The sequence below is a fragment of the Microbacterium sp. Ru50 genome (assembly GCF_002920555.1).
Taxonomy (GTDB): Bacteria; Actinomycetota; Actinomycetes; order Actinomycetales; family Microbacteriaceae; genus Microbacterium; species Microbacterium arborescens.
The window spans coordinates 692,315-706,233 of sequence record NZ_PQSV01000001.1 but is presented as its reverse complement, the minus strand read 5'-3'; the positions used below and the strand labels follow the sequence as shown (position 1 = coordinate 706,233).

General features: G+C 69.9%; 15 protein-coding genes. 10 read left to right on the top strand and 5 right to left on the bottom strand.

Annotated elements, in window-relative coordinates:
• Nucleotides 1–83 precede the first annotated feature (83 nt).
• The gene (gene fabG, locus C3481_RS03365) at nt 84–794 is read left to right on the top strand and encodes a 3-oxoacyl-ACP reductase FabG (RefSeq protein WP_103840784.1); all 711 of its coding nucleotides are present in this window, start codon (nt 84–86) and stop codon (nt 792–794) included.
• A 14-nt stretch (nt 795–808) separates the two neighbouring features.
• Here the strand turns inward: fabG and C3481_RS03360 are convergent, their stop codons facing one another.
• From C3481_RS03360 to glgC, 3 genes are read right to left on the bottom strand one after another with little or no spacing between them, the layout of a single operon-like run.
• Complete coding sequence (locus C3481_RS03360; protein WP_103840782.1) at nt 809–1,498, bottom strand: alpha/beta fold hydrolase; 690 nt, start codon at nt 1,496–1,498, stop codon at nt 809–811.
• A 43-nt stretch (nt 1,499–1,541) separates the two neighbouring features.
• Nucleotides 1,542–2,177 carry a phosphoserine phosphatase SerB gene (gene serB, locus C3481_RS03355; protein WP_023951409.1) on the bottom strand — a complete coding sequence of 212 codons (636 nt, stop codon included), beginning with the start codon at nt 2,175–2,177 and terminating at the stop codon, nt 1,542–1,544.
• Nucleotides 2,178–2,203: 26 nt separating this feature from the next.
• The gene (glgC, locus tag C3481_RS03350) at nt 2,204–3,448 is read right to left on the bottom strand and encodes a glucose-1-phosphate adenylyltransferase (protein ID WP_088380347.1); all 1,245 of its coding nucleotides are present in this window, start codon (nt 3,446–3,448) and stop codon (nt 2,204–2,206) included.
• Nucleotides 3,449–3,495: 47 nt separating this feature from the next.
• Between glgC and glgA the strand changes: the two genes are divergently transcribed.
• The 3 genes from glgA to C3481_RS03335 all read left to right on the top strand — a co-directional run bounded on the left by glgA (nt 3,496) and on the right by C3481_RS03335 (nt 5,820).
• On the top strand, nt 3,496–4,689 hold the full coding sequence (gene glgA / locus C3481_RS03345; protein WP_103840781.1) for a glycogen synthase: 1,194 nt from the start codon (nt 3,496–3,498) through the stop codon (nt 4,687–4,689).
• A gap of 9 nt (nt 4,690–4,698) precedes the next feature.
• A complete protein-coding gene (locus C3481_RS03340) occupies nt 4,699–5,484 on the top strand; it encodes an ABC transporter ATP-binding protein (protein WP_023951405.1) in 786 nt (261 codons plus the stop codon).
• Nucleotides 5,485–5,568: 84 nt separating this feature from the next.
• Nucleotides 5,569–5,820, top strand: a complete 252-nt coding sequence (locus C3481_RS03335; RefSeq protein ID WP_018186539.1) for a type B 50S ribosomal protein L31 — start codon at nt 5,569–5,571, stop codon at nt 5,818–5,820.
• A 75-nt stretch (nt 5,821–5,895) separates the two neighbouring features.
• Here C3481_RS03335 and C3481_RS03330 read toward each other — a convergent pair whose 3' ends face one another.
• The gene (locus C3481_RS03330) at nt 5,896–6,582 is read right to left on the bottom strand and encodes a trimeric intracellular cation channel family protein (protein WP_023951404.1); all 687 of its coding nucleotides are present in this window, start codon (nt 6,580–6,582) and stop codon (nt 5,896–5,898) included.
• Between the two features lie 36 nt (nt 6,583–6,618).
• Between C3481_RS03330 and recO the strand changes: the two genes are divergently transcribed.
• Genes recO through C3481_RS03315 form a run of 3 tightly spaced genes read left to right on the top strand, consistent with a single transcriptional unit; the run spans nt 6,619 to nt 8,917 of the window.
• Nucleotides 6,619–7,347, top strand: a complete 729-nt coding sequence (recO, locus tag C3481_RS03325) for a DNA repair protein RecO (protein ID WP_023951403.1) — start codon at nt 6,619–6,621, stop codon at nt 7,345–7,347.
• Nucleotides 7,348–7,389: 42 nt separating this feature from the next.
• Complete coding sequence (locus tag C3481_RS03320; protein ID WP_064956812.1) at nt 7,390–8,193, top strand: isoprenyl transferase; 804 nt, start codon at nt 7,390–7,392, stop codon at nt 8,191–8,193.
• Between the two features lie 46 nt (nt 8,194–8,239).
• Nucleotides 8,240–8,917: a DsbA family protein gene (locus C3481_RS03315; protein WP_064956811.1), complete on the top strand. Its 678-nt coding sequence runs from the start codon at nt 8,240–8,242 to the stop codon at nt 8,915–8,917.
• A 24-nt stretch (nt 8,918–8,941) separates the two neighbouring features.
• Here the strand turns inward: C3481_RS03315 and C3481_RS03310 are convergent, their stop codons facing one another.
• Entirely contained in the window at nt 8,942–9,442 is a 501-nt protein-coding gene (locus C3481_RS03310) for a glutathione peroxidase (RefSeq protein WP_103840779.1), read from the bottom strand.
• A 57-nt stretch (nt 9,443–9,499) separates the two neighbouring features.
• On the opposite strand from C3481_RS03310, the gene dusB reads away from it, so the two are divergent.
• The 3 genes from dusB to dnaG are packed head-to-tail and all read left to right on the top strand — an operon-like array spanning nt 9,500 to nt 13,918.
• Entirely contained in the window at nt 9,500–10,663 is a 1,164-nt protein-coding gene (dusB, locus tag C3481_RS03305) for a tRNA dihydrouridine synthase DusB (protein WP_071918271.1), read from the top strand.
• Nucleotides 10,653–12,026, top strand: coding sequence for a deoxyguanosinetriphosphate triphosphohydrolase (locus C3481_RS03300; protein ID WP_103840777.1), 1,374 nt, complete (start codon nt 10,653–10,655; stop codon nt 12,024–12,026). Before dusB ends, C3481_RS03300 begins: the two co-directional genes overlap by 11 nt.
• Nucleotides 12,026–13,918 (top strand): DNA primase, encoded by a 1,893-nt coding sequence (gene dnaG, locus C3481_RS03295; protein WP_103840775.1) that lies wholly within the window; start codon nt 12,026–12,028, stop codon nt 13,916–13,918. Before C3481_RS03300 ends, dnaG begins: the two co-directional genes overlap by 1 nt.
• The last annotated feature ends 1 nt before the right edge of the window (nt 13,919 follow it).

Here is a 13,919-nt window from a genome sequence, read left to right as displayed (position 1 = left end):
GGGCCGCCAGCTTATCGTTCGCGGCCGTCGGGCGCGCTGCGGTTAGGCTTGCGAGGTTCCCGCCGCAGACACAGGAGAGTCGTATGTCCACGTCCCGAGTCGTTCTCGTCACCGGAGGCAATCGCGGCATCGGCCGCTCGATCGCGGAGCGCTTCATCGCCGAAGGCCACCGCGTCGCGGTGACGGCCCGTTCGGGTGAGGGACCCGAGGGTGCGCTGACCGTCCGGGCGGACGTGACGGACGCTGCATCGATCGACGCCGCGTTCACTCAGGTCGAGAGCGAGCTCGGTCCGGTCGAGGTCGTCGTCGCGAATGCCGGCATCACGAAGGACACGCTCCTGCTCCGTATGACCGAGGATGACTTCGACTCGGTCGTCGCGACCAACCTCGGCGGCGCCTTCCGTGTCGTCAAGCGGGCGTCGAAGGGCATGCTGCGGGCCAAGTGGGGTCGCGTCATCCTCATCTCGAGCGTCGTCGGCCTGTTCGGCTCAGCAGGACAGATCAACTACTCGTCGTCGAAGGCGGCACTCGTGGGATTCGCCCGTTCGCTCACCCGCGAGCTCGGCGCCCGCGGCATCACGGCGAACGTCGTCGCCCCGGGATTCATCGAGACGGACATGACCGCGGCTCTTCCCGAAGAGACGCAGGCGGAGTACAAGCGCAGCATTCCGGCGGGTCGTTACGGCTCATCCGCCGAGGTCGCCGGGGCCGTGGCCTGGCTCGCCTCGGATGACGCGGCCTATATCTCCGGTGCCGTCATCCCGGTCGACGGCGGTCTCGGAATGGGGCACTGACGCGGCGGCGAGCGTCAGGAGAGCGCGGCGACGATCTCGCGCGCGAGTCGATCGGGCTGCGAGAACTGGGGCCAGTGGCCTGAGCCGAGCTCGACGACCGTGACGTCCTCGAGCGCCTCGAACTCGGCGAGGAAGGGCGGCCAGGCCGCCAGCATCTCGCGGATTCCGGGTTCGTCGGCCGAGCCCGACAGGACGGTCACCGGGATGGAGTGACGGCGAGCGTCGTCGAGATCGACCGCATCGGTCGGCACCGCTGCCGGAACCGGGTGCGTGCGGGCCGCCCACCGGGAGCGCGTGTCGTCGTCGAGGTCGGCGATATCCGGCTCGTCGAAGAACTCCCAACCGGGAAACGGCACGACGCCGTCGGCGACCGGGAACGCCGAGATCTCGGCGCCGGGCGCGGGCGGGAGGGTGTCGACGAGGACGACCCGCGCGATGCGATCGGGGCGCCGGTCGGCGGCCGCCCACGCGACGTTCCCGCCGCCGCTGTGCCCCACGAGGGCGAGCTGGCCGGGGAGGTCGTCGATGCGGGCGACCACGGCGTCGACCCAGTCGCGGAGGGTCGTCGAGACCGCTCCGGCGGTGTCGCCGACGCCGGGCATCGTGAGGGCGTTCGGGTGATGCCCCGCATCGCGGAGGGCGGGGACGACGTCGTCCCAGGACGAGGCGTCGAGCCAGAGGCCCGGGATGAGGATCACGTGCATGACCCGACCGTAGCGCTCGGGCCGGACAGGCGACAGCCTCGCGTCAGGGGAGGAGCGCGATGACCTCTCGCAGGTCGACCGGGCCGACCACGAGGTCCGCCTGGCGGCGCACCGCGGGCTTGGCGTTGAAGGCGATGCCGAGGCCGGCAGCCGCCATCATCCGCAGATCGTTCGCCCCGTCGCCGATGGCGATGGTCCGGGCGAGGGGGACGTCGTGACCGCGCGCCCATTCGCGCAGCGACGCCGCTTTGGCCTCCGCGTCGACGATGTCGCCCGCGACCGTGCCGTCGAGCGTCGCGCCGTCGGAGCCCAGCCGATTGGCGCGCCACAGGTCGACCCCCAAGCCGGGAGCGATGTGGTCGAGCACCTCGTGGAAGCCCCCGGAGACGACGGCGGCCGCGCCGCCGCGCTCGTGGATCGCCGCGATCAGCTCACGCGCGCCCGGTGTCGGCTCGACGCGCGACCGCACCCGCTCGAAGGCCGTGAGCGGAACACCCGCGAGCTGCGCGACGCGTGAACGCAGACTCGACGCGAAATCGACCTCGCCGCGCATCGCCGCCTCCGTCGCGGCGGCGACCTCCGCCCCGCGTCCCGCTTCGTCGGCGATGAGTTCGATGACCTCGTTGCGCAGGAGGGTCGAGTCGGCATCGAAGACGACGAGGAAACGCGCGTGGGGCATGACCACCACGCTAGCGGGAACGCGCGTCAGCGTTCGACGCGCGCGTTCTTGCCGACGACGGTGATGCCGGTGTCGGTCACGGTGAAGCCGCGGGCGAGGTCGCGTTCGCGGTCGACACCGACCGTGGCGCCGTCTTCGAGCACCACGTTCTTGTCGAGGATCGCCCGGTGCACACGTGCCCCGGCGCCGACGCTGACGTAGTCGAACAGCACCGAGTCGGTGATCGTCGCACCGCCTCCGGAGAGCGTCCACGGGCCGACGACGCTGCGCTCGAGATGGGTGCCCGACAGCACGGAGCCGAGAGAGACGATCGAGTCGATCGCGTTGCCCATGCGCCCGACGCTGTCGCGGACGAACTTCGCGGGCGGCGAGTTCACTGCCTGCGAGTGGATCTGCCAGTCGGTGTTGTACAGGTTGAAGATCGGCAACGTCGAGATGAGGTCCATGTGGGCGTCGAAGAACGACTCGATCGTGCCGACGTCGCGCCAGTAGTTGCGGTCGCGCGGGGTCGACCCGGGCACGTCGTTGCGCTTGAAGTCGTAGACGGCGGCCTCGCCGCGGTCGACGAAGTAGGGGATGATGTCGCCGCCCATGTCGTGATTCGACGTCGGCAGCTCGCCGTCGGCCTCGACCGCCTCGATGAGGGCGTCGGTGTCGAAGATGTAGTTGCCCATCGAGGCCAGCACTTCGTGCGGCGAGTCGGGCAGCCCGGTGGGGTCCTGGGGCTTCTCGAGGAAGGCGCGGATCCGGGTCTCGTCGGCGGGGTCGACGTCGATGACGCCGAACTGGTTGGCCAGGCCGATCGGCTGGCGGATGCCGGCCACCGTCGCCCGGGCGCCCGAGGCGAGGTGGGCGTCGAGCATCTGACGGAAGTCCATGCGGTAGACGTGATCGGCTCCGATCACGACGACGATGTCGGGCTTCTCATCGTTGATGAGGTTCAGCGACTGGAGGATCGCATCGGCCGAGCCCGAGAACCACCGCTTGCCCAGGCGCTGCTGGGCGGGAACCGAGGCTACGTACGAGTCGAGCAGCGCCGACATCCGCCAGGTCTGCGAGACGTGACGGTCGAGGCTGTGCGACTTGTACTGGGTCAGGACGACGACCTGGCGCAGGCCCGAGTTGATGAGGTTCGAGATCGCGAAGTCGATCAGGCGGTACTGGCCGCCGAACGGGACCGCGGGCTTGGCGCGATCCACCGTCAACGGCATCAGGCGCTTACCCTCCCCGCCCGCGAGAACGATTCCGAAGACCTTGGGCGCTGCTGGCATGGCACCACACTAGGCCCGTCGAACGCTCCTGTACTAGCGTTCGACCCATGCGTGTAGACATCGTCTCGAAGGAGTATCCTCCCGCGATCTATGGCGGAGCGGGGGTGCACGTCACCGAGCTCGTCCGCGCCCTGCGCGAGACGATGGAGGTGCAGGTCCGGGCCTTCGGAGCGGACCGGGACGAGCCGGACACGACCTCCTACGCCACCCCCGTCGGGCTGAGCGACGCCAACGCCGCGCTCCAGACGCTCGGGACCGATCTCGAGATCGTCGGAGACGTCGCCGGCGCGGACGTCGTGCACAGCCACACCTGGTACGCCAACTTCGCCGGGCACCTCGCCTCGCTCCTCCACGGCATCCCGCACGTCGTCACGGCTCACTCGCTCGAGCCGCTGCGGCCGTGGAAGGCCGAGCAGCTCGGCGGGGGCTACGCCGTGTCGAGCTACATCGAGAAGACCGCTTACGAGAACGCGGCGGCCGTCATCGCCGTGAGCGACGGAATGCGCCGCGACATCCTGCGCAGCTATCCCGATCTCGATCCCGAGAAGGTGTCGGTGATCTACAACGGCATCGACGTCGAGTCGTGGCGGCCGGTCGACGATCCCGCCGTCCTCGAACGCCACGGCATCGACCCCACCCGCCCCTCCGTGGTCTTCGTCGGACGCATCACGCGGCAGAAGGGCCTGCCGTACTTTCTGCGGGCCGCGCGCCTGCTTCCCGCCGACGTGCAGGTCGTCCTCTGCGCGGGAGCGCCCGACACGCCGGAGATCATGGCCGAGGTGCAGGGCCTCGTGCGCGAGCTGCAGGCCGCGCGCTCCGGGGTCGTCTGGATCGAGGAGTTCCTCCCGCGCGACGAGCTCTGCGCGATCCTGACGGCAGCCACGACCTTCGTCTGCCCGTCGGTCTACGAGCCGCTCGGCATCGTCAACCTCGAGGCAATGGCGTGCGGGGCCGCCGTTGTCGGGACCGCGACCGGCGGCATCCCGGAAGTCGTCGTCGACGGCGAGACCGGGCGCCTCGTGCCGATCGAGCAGTCCGACGACGGCACCGGTACCCCGCTGGATCCCGAGAAGTTCGTCGCCGATCTGGCGGCCACGCTCACCGAGGTCGTCTCGGATCCCGACACGGCGCGACGCTACGGCGCCGCGGGCCGCGAGCGTGCCGCCAGCTCGTTCAGCTGGTCGGCGATCGCCGACGAGACCGCCGCGTTGTACGCGAGAGTGGCGGGGCTCGGCCGCTAGGCTGAACCCATGCCGCAGGTCCTGGAGTTCTCCGACGTCGTCGTCCGCCGAAACGCCCGGAACATCATCGACCGGGTCGACTGGTCGGTTTCCGATGATCAGCGCTGGGTGGTGCTCGGGCCCAACGGCGCGGGCAAGACGACGGTGCTGCAGCTCGCGGCGAGCCTCCTCCACCCCACCTCGGGAAGCGTCGAGATCCTGGGGGAGCGCCTCGGGCGGACCGACGTGTTCGAGCTGCGCCCGCGCATCGGATTCGCCTCGTCGGCGATGGCCCGGCGCATCCCGGCCGAAGAGACCGTGCTCGACGTGGTCCTCACGGCGGCGTACGCCGTGACCGGGCGGTGGCGTGAGGAGTACGAGGACATCGACGAGCGACGCGCGATGCGCGTGCTCGCCGAGTGGAAGCTCGACGGACTCGCCGAGCGGACCTTCGGCACGCTCTCGGACGGCGAGCAGAAGCGCGTCCAGATCGCCCGCGCCGTCATGACCGACCCCGAGCTGCTGCTCCTCGACGAGCCGACGGCGAGCCTCGACCTCGGCGCCCGCGAGGAACTGCTCGCTCTCCTCGGCGGTTACGCCCAGGCGCCCACCACGCCCGCGATGATCATGGTGACGCACCACGTCGAAGAGATCCCGGTCGGGTTCACCCACGTGCTCCTGTTGCGCGAGGGCGGCGTCGTCGCCGCCGGTCCGCTGGCCGAGACGCTCACCGCCGAGAACCTCACCGAGACGTTCGGGCTGTCCATTGCGCTCAGCGAGGAGCGCGGACGCTACGCGGCTCGGGCCTCATCCTGAACCTGGTAGGATCGCTCTTCGGTGCAGACGCATCGCAGACTTCCCTCGCCCTGGCAAAATCCAGGGCACCACGTAAGGAATCCCATGAAGACTGACATTCACCCCGAGTACCGCGCCGTCGTTTTCCGCGACCTCGGCTCCGGCGAGACGTTCCTGACCCGTTCGACGGTCTCGAGCGACAAGACGATCGAGCTGGACGGCGAGACCTACCCGGTCATCGACGTCGAGATCTCGTCCGCCTCGCACCCGTTCTACACGGGCAAGCAGCGCATCATGGACTCGGCCGGCCGCGTCGAGAAGTTCAACCAGCGCTTCAAGAACTTCGGCTCCAAGTAAGCCGTTCTTCGATCAAGGCCCCGCTCCGGCGGGGCCTTCGTCGTTTCGCGGGGTGCGTTCGCCGCCCCCGCGGTCTCACGGTTTGACGATCGGGATCGACGCCGTCTCCGCCGCGACCTTGCGCCGGTGCAAGGCGCGCTGCTCGGGCAGAGAGATGTCGAAGACGACCGCGAGCAGGCGGATGACGGTGGTCACCGCGATGCCCACGATGGCAGCGGCCACGATGGGCGCGCCCAGCGCCGACGCTCCGGCGAGCACCGCGCACCCGGCGGCGGCCGCGATCGCATAGAGCGAGCCGACGTGCATGATGGCGACGGGGAGTCCGAGGATGACGTCGCGCAGCATGCTGCCGCCGACGGCGGCGCAGGAGCCGATGAAGATCGCGGGGACGATCGGCAGCCCGAGCACGAGGGCCTTGCTCGTCCCGAACGCCCCGAACATGCCGATGACGACGGCGTCGAGACCGATGATGACGGCGTTGAGCCGTTGGAACAGGTTCGACAGCAGCATGCCGACCAGCGCGGCCGAGGTCGCGGTGATGAGATACCAGTTGCTCTGCAGCGTGACAGGCTGCACGCCCAGGAGCAGATCGCGAATGAGACCGCCGCCCATCCCGATCAGGATGCCGATGATCACGACCCCGAGTGGATCGAGCCGCTGTTTGCCGACGAATCCGGAAGCGAAAAGGGCGCCCTGAACCCCGCCGAGCCCGACGGCGGTCAGATCCGCCCAGAGCGGGATCACGAACTGAGACTGCGCCACGGAACCATTGTCGTCGGTCGGCGCGATAATTGAAGAGTGCCCACCTACCGCGACGAGGTCGTGATCCTGCGCACCCACAAGCTGGGCGAGGCGGATCGCATCGTCACGATGCTCAGCCGGCGGCACGGCAAGCTGCGCGGCGTCGCGAAAGGCGTGCGGCGCACGTCGTCCCGGTTCGGTGCGCGACTGGAGCCGTTCATGGTCGCCGACGTCCAGATGTACAAAGGGCGCTCGCTCGACATCGTGCAGCAGGCCGAGTCGCTCGGCTCCTACGGTGCCGACATCGCGACGGACTACGACCGCTACACCTCGGCGTCCGCGATGGTCGAGGCCGCCGATCGTCTGAACGAGGCCGAGACCACGCCGCAGCAGTATCTGCTTCTCGTCGGTGGGCTTCGCGCCCTCGCGCGCGGCGACCACGACAGCCGCGCCGTGCTCGACTCGTACCTCCTCAGAGCCATGGCGCTCTCGGGCTGGGCGCCGTCGCTCGACGCCTGCGCGCGCTGCGGGCGTCCAGGCCCCCACGACGGTTTCGTCGCGCCCCTCGGCGGATCGGTGTGCGACGCGTGCGCGCCCGCGGGGTCGGCCCGCATCGCCCCCGAAACCGGAGCGCGCCTGCGCGCCCTCATCGCCGGAGAGTGGGAGACCGTCGATGCGGGCAGCCCCGGCACAGCCAACGCCGCATCGGGGCTGATCGCGGCCTATGCCCAGTGGCACCTCGAGCGCGGCATCCGATCGCTCGGCCACATCGGCGCGGCGCGCTGACACCTGTGATGCCGCACGGCTCGACCGCCTAGGCTCGAACCGATGAGTCCCAAGCCGTACACGCACCGCGACGCGGTTCCCTATCGCCCCCTCGACTGGACCGGGGTGTACCCGCCGGCGTTCCCGCGGGGCGGCGTTCCGAATCACGTCGCGATCGTCATGGACGGCAACGGACGCTGGGCCAATCGCCGTGGCCTCACGCGCATCGAGGGCCACCGCGCCGGCGAGGAGGTGCTGCTCGACGTCGTCGCCGGCGCCATCCAGGCCGGGGTCAAACACTTGAGCGTGTACGCGTTCTCGACCGAGAACTGGTCTCGGTCGCCCGACGAGGTGCGCTTCCTGATGGGGTACAACCGCGACGTCCTCCATCGCCGTCGCGACCAGCTCAACGAATGGGGCGTGCGCGTGCGGTGGGCAGGGCGAAAGCCGCGCCTGTGGGGATCGGTCATCTCCGAGCTCCAGTACGCCGAGCAGCTCACTCGCGACAACCACGTGCTCACGCTCACGATGTGCGTCAACTACGGCGGGCGTCACGAGATCATCGACGCCATGCGCGCGATGGGCGAGCAGATCGCCGCGGGCCGGATGAAGCCCTCCGCGATCACGGAGAAGGCCCTGCGCCGGCACCTCTACGTGCCCGACATGCCCGACGTCGATCTGTTCATCCGCTCGAGCGGGGAGCAGCGGACCTCGAACTTCCTCCTGTGGGAGGCGGCGTACGCCGAGATGGTGTTCCTCGACACCCTGTGGCCCGACTTCTCGCGATCGGACCTGTGGGGCGCGATCCAGCTCTATCTCTCGCGCGACCGCCGCTTCGGCGGCGCCGTCGACGCTCCGACCGCGTGACGCGGTCGCGGGAATAGCTCGCGCGCGCCGGGACGTTGCACCCGGTGTGACGGACGCAATCAAGATCGACGTGTGGAGCGACATCGCCTGCCCGTGGTGCTACATCGGCAAGCGCAACCTCGAGTCGGGCCTGGCGGCCACGGCGGATGACGAGGACGCTCCGCGCGTGGAGGTGACCTTCCATTCGTTCGAGCTCTCGCCCGACACCCCCGTCGACTTCGAAGGCGACGAGCTCGACTTCCTGTCGAGCCACAAGGGGATGCCGCGCGAGCAGGTGCAGCAGATGCTCGAGAACGTCACCGGCGTCGCGAAGGATGCGGGCCTGGACTACCACTTCGACATCCTCCAGCACACGAACACCGTCAAGGCGCACGAGCTGCTGCACGCCGCAAAGGCGGAGGGGCGTCAGCACGAGATGGCCGAGCGCCTGATGGCGGCCTACTTCACCGAGGGTCGCCATGTGGGCCGCATCGACGAGCTGGTCGAGCTCGCGGCTGAGGTCGGTCTCGACCGCGACGCCATCCGGGCGGCGCTCGAATCGGGGGAGCACCTGCCGGCCGTCCGCGCCGACCAGGATCAGGCGCGCGCGTACGGCATCAACGGGGTGCCGTTCTTCGTCATCGACGGTCGCTACGGCGTCTCGGGGGCGCAGCCCGCCGAGGCTTTCGCCCAGATCGCCCGACAGGTGTGGGCGGAGCGCAACGGCGTCGAGACCGCGAGCTGAGCCCCGTCCGCGAGCGCCGGCGAGTCAGCGCGGCAGGTTCGCCTCGATCACCGCGACGATCTCCGGCGCGTCGGGCTTGGTCTGCGGCCGAAAGCGGTGCACCTCGCCGCCGGGCGTGATCACGAACTTCTCGAAGTTCCACATCACCGGGCCGCGTGCGCCCTCCTCGTTGCGGATCTTCTTCAGCGCCTTGTAGAGCGGTGCGGCGTGCGAGCCGTTGACCCGGATCTTGTCCATGATGGGGAAGCTCACTCCCCAGGTCATCGCGCAGTAGTCGAGGATCTCGTCCACCGAGCCGGGCTCCTGACCCATGAACTGGTTGCAGGGGAATCCGATCACCTGCAGGCCGCGCTCGCCGTACGTGCGCTGCAGCTGCTCGAGCTGCTCGTACTGGGGCGTGAGACCGCACTTGGAGGCGACGTTGACGACGAGCAGAACGCCGTCGCCGAGGTCGTCGAGCGTGGTGGGGGTGCCGTCGGCGGAGGAGAACGGAATCGAACGGATGTCGGTGGTCGCTTCGGTCACGTCCCCAGGCTACGCCCGGCCGCCTTCCGGCATCCGTCCTTCTGGGAGAATGATCTGGTGAGTACCGTCCTGTCCGCCTCCCCGCGCCTGCGGATCGGCCCGATCGCCCTGGATGCGCCCGTCGTCCTGGCCCCGATGGCCGGGATCACGAACACCGCCTTCCGTCGGCTCTGCCGCGAATACGGCGCGGGTCTCTACGTCAGCGAGATGATCACGACCCGCGCACTCGTCGAGCGCAACGCCACCACGATGCGGCTGATCACGCATCACGAGTCCGAGAAGCCGCGCTCCATCCAGCTCTACGGCGTGGACCCCGCGACGACCGAGGCCGCCGTGCGGCTTCTGGTCGAAGAGGACCGTGCCGATCACATCGACCTGAACTTCGGGTGCCCCGTCCCCAAGGTGACCCGCAAGGGCGGGGGAGCGGCACTGCCCTGGAAGCTCGATCTCTTCCGCGACATCGTCACGCGCGCCGCCCGCGCGGCCGGTGACGTCCCGCTGACGGTCAAGATGCGAAAGGGCATCGACTCCGACCACCTGACCTACCTCGACGCCGGCCGCATCGCCGAGGATGCCGGTGTGTCCGCCGTCGCGCTCCACGCCCGCACGGCTGCGGAGTTCTACTCCGGCCACGCCGATTGGTCGGCCATCGCCGCGCTGAAAGAGGCGGTCACCAGCGTTCCCGTCCTCGGCAACGGCGACATCTGGTCCGCCGAGGACGCCGTCCGGATGATGGCGGAGACCGGCTGCGACGGCGTCGTCGTCGGACGCGGGTGCCTCGGGCGTCCCTGGCTCTTCGGCGACCTCGCGCGCGCTCTGGGCGAGCCCGGCTCGGCCGGCCCCGAGGTCGATGCCACCCTCGGGTTCGTCGCGACGGCGTTCCGACGCCACGCCGAGCTGCTGGTGGAGTTCTTCGAGGACGAGGGCCGCGGATGCCGCGACATCCGCAAGCACGTCGCGTGGTACTTCAAGGGCTACCCGGTGGGCGGCGACACGCGTGCGCGCCTGGCGACCGCGTCGAGTCTCGCCGAGATCGACGACATCCTCGAGACGCTCGACTGGTCGGCGCCCTACCCCGGCTCGGCTGCGGAAGGCCAGCGCGGGCGAGCGGGAACACCGAAGCGTCCGGCGCTACCGGACCGCTGGCTCGATTCGCGCGACGTCGACGCGGCGGAGTCGTCGGCCATCGCCGCAGCGGAGATCGAGAACAGTGGGGGCTGAGGTCACGAGCGGCGTCGGCGTCTCGGCGGGACGTCCCTCCGGCTACGACGACCACGATGCCGCCCGCTTCCACCGGGAGGAGCACCGCTCCCGCCGCGACAGCTTCGCGCGCGATCGCGCTCGCGTGCTGCATTCGGGTGCCCTGCGCCGGCTCGCCGCGAAGACACAGGTGCTGAGCCCGGCGAGCCCCGCCGACTTCGCCCGCAATCGATTGACGCACTCGCTCGAGGTCGCGCAGGTCGGACGCGAGCTCGCGATCGCGCTGGAGCTCTCGCCCGACGTCGTCGACACCGCCTGCCTCTGCCACGACCTCGGCCACCCGCCCTTCGGCCACAACGGTGAGCGGGCCCTCAACGACTGGGCCGAGGACATCGGCGGCTTCGAGGGCAACGCGCAGTCGCTGCGCATCCTCTCGCGTCTCGAGCCGAAGGTGGTCGACGCGTTCGGGCAGAGCGCGGGCCTCAACCTCACGCGGGCGAGTCTCGACGCGACCTGCAAGTACCCGTGGACCGTCGAGCACGCCATCCCGGACCCGGGCGGACGGCAGAAGTTCGGCGTATACCCCGAGGACGAGGCGGTGTTCCAGTGGATGCGCGAGGGCGCCCCCGGTCGCCTGCGCTGCATCGAGGCCGAGGTGATGGACCTCTCCGACGACATCGCGTACTCGGTGCACGATTTCGAGGACGCGGTGCTGAACGGCTACCTCGACCCGGCGCGACTCGCCGACCCCCGAGAGCGCGAGGCACTGCTCACCGCGATCCAGAGCTGGGTCGGCTACGGCTTCACGAAGGACGAGCTCGGCGACGCGCTGTATCGCCTGACGCTGCTTCCCGAGTGGCTGGACTCGTACGACGGTTCGCGGGCGGCGATGGCCCGGCTCAAGAACCTGACATCCGATCTCATCGGTCGCTTCGCGCGTGCGGCCACCGCTGCCACGCGTGAGCACTACGACATCCCCGTCCTGACGCGCTTCCGCGGTCGTGTCATCGTCCCGCGCGTCATCGAGGTCGAGATGGCCGTGCTCAAGGGCGTCATCGGTGCGTTCGTCGTCTCTATCGAGGGGCGCAAGGGCCTCTACAAGGAGCAGCGTCGCGTGCTGCGCCGGCTCGCCGACGCCCTCTGGGAGCGTCCCGAGCACCTCGACGCACTGCACGCCGAGGACTTCGCCGCCGCGCTAACGGACGCGGCCCGCCGACGTGTCATCGTCGACCAGGTGGCGACGCTCACCGACCGCTTCGCGATCGAGTGGCACGGCCGCCTGGTGGGTCCGGTCGACCTTCGCGAGCTGGGTCTGTGGTCGTCCGATCCGCGCGCGACGGCGCCCAGCCACTTCGCGCTGCCCGAGCCCATCGAAGGGCTCTGATGGCACGGATCCGGCAGACCGACATCGAAGAGGTCAAGGCGCGCACGAACATCGGCGACATCGTCGGCGAACGTGTCGCCCTGAAGTCCGCCGGCGTCGGCTCGCTGAAGGGCCTGTGCCCGTTCCACGACGAGCGCAGCCCGAGCTTCCACGTGCGGCCCCAGGTCGGGTACTACCACTGCTTCGGCTGCGGCGAGTCGGGCGATGTCTACTCGTTCCTGCGTGCGATGGACCACTTGTCGTTCACCGAGGCTGTCGAGCGTCTGGCTGCGCGCATCGGGTACCAGCTGCACTACGAGGACGGCGCGGCCGCCCCCGAGACGAGCGGTCGTTCCCGGCTGTACGCCGCCCACACCGCGGCTGCCGAGTTCTACCGGTCGCAGCTGGCGGCCCCCGACGCGCAGGCGGCCCGGCAGTTCCTCGGCGAACGAGGCTTCGACGCCGGTGCCGCTGCGCACTTCGGGGTCGGATACGCGCCCCAGGGCTGGTCGGCGCTCCGCGACGCCCTGCGGTCGCAGGGGTTCACCGACGAGGAGCTGGTCACCGGGGGACTGGTCTCGAAGGGTCAGCGCGGCGTCTACGACCGGTTCCGGGGTCGGGTGGTCTGGCCCATCCGCGACGTCGCCGGTCAGACGATCGGTTTCGGCGCTCGCCGTCTGTACGACGACGACCAGGGACCGAAGTACCTCAACACGCCCGAGACGCCCATCTACAAGAAGGCGCAGGTCCTCTACGGCCTCGACCTGGCCAAGAAGTCGATCTCGAGGGAGCACCGCGTCGTCGTCGTCGAGGGCTACACCGACGTCATGGCCTGCCACCTCGCCGGGGTGACCGGAGCCATCGCATCGTGCGGCACCGCGTTCGGCACCGACCACATCACGGTGCTGCGTCGCGTCATGGGCGACAGCGAGGGCAGCTCGGGTGAGGTGGTCTTCACATTCGACCCGGATGCCGCCGGTCAGAAGGCCGCGCTGCGGGCTTTCGGCGACGAGAAGCGCTTCGCGGCGCAGACGTATGTCGCGGTCGCCCCCGAGGGGCTGGACCCCTGCGACCTTCGGCTGAACCGCGGCGATGCGGCCGTTCGTGCTCTCGTCGAAGCCAAAGCGCCGATGTTCGAGTTCGTCATGGATCAGCGTCTGTCGACGTTCGATCTGTCCACCGTCGAGGGACGCATCGGTGCCCTGCGCGCGGCGGCGCCCATCGTCGCCGACATCCGCGACACCGCCCTGCGCCCGGGATACACGCGCGTGCTGGCCGGAAAACTCGGGCTCGACCTCTCCGAAGTGCAGCCGGAAGTCGAGCGCGCCGCGCGTCGTGCTGCCGGCCCCTCGGGCCCGGGGGAGCGTGCCCGCGGGGAGGCGCCCGCGGGACGCGCCGCCCCCGCAGACCCGCCCGGCCGGGGCGCCGAAGCTCCGCCCGCGTCGGTCCGGGTCACCCTCGCCTCCCTGCCGCCTGCGCTCGAGCTCGAGAAGCGCGCTCTCATGGGCGTGCTGCAGTACGGGCACCTGCTCGACAAGCAGGCCGTCGACATCGCGCTCGGCCTGCCCATGCCGCATCCGGCTCTCGAGGCTGTCCGGCAGGCCGTGTCGATGCAGCCCGACCTCACACGGCCCGGCTGGACCTCGGCTGCAGTGGACGCCACTCGCGAGCCGTACCGCACACTCGCCATCGAGCTGCTCACGGCGGACTTCCCCGCGGGCACGGAGCGCATCGCGCAGACGACGGCGATGGAGTCGCTGCGCAAGCTGCGTCAGCGGGCACTCGAGCGCGAGAAGGCCGAGCTCAGGAGCGCGCAGCAGCGTCTCGAACCGGGCTCACCCGAGTTCCGTTCGATCGGCGTCGCCATCCGCGACCTCGACCTGCGGCTGCGACAGCTCATGGAATCGGAATAGC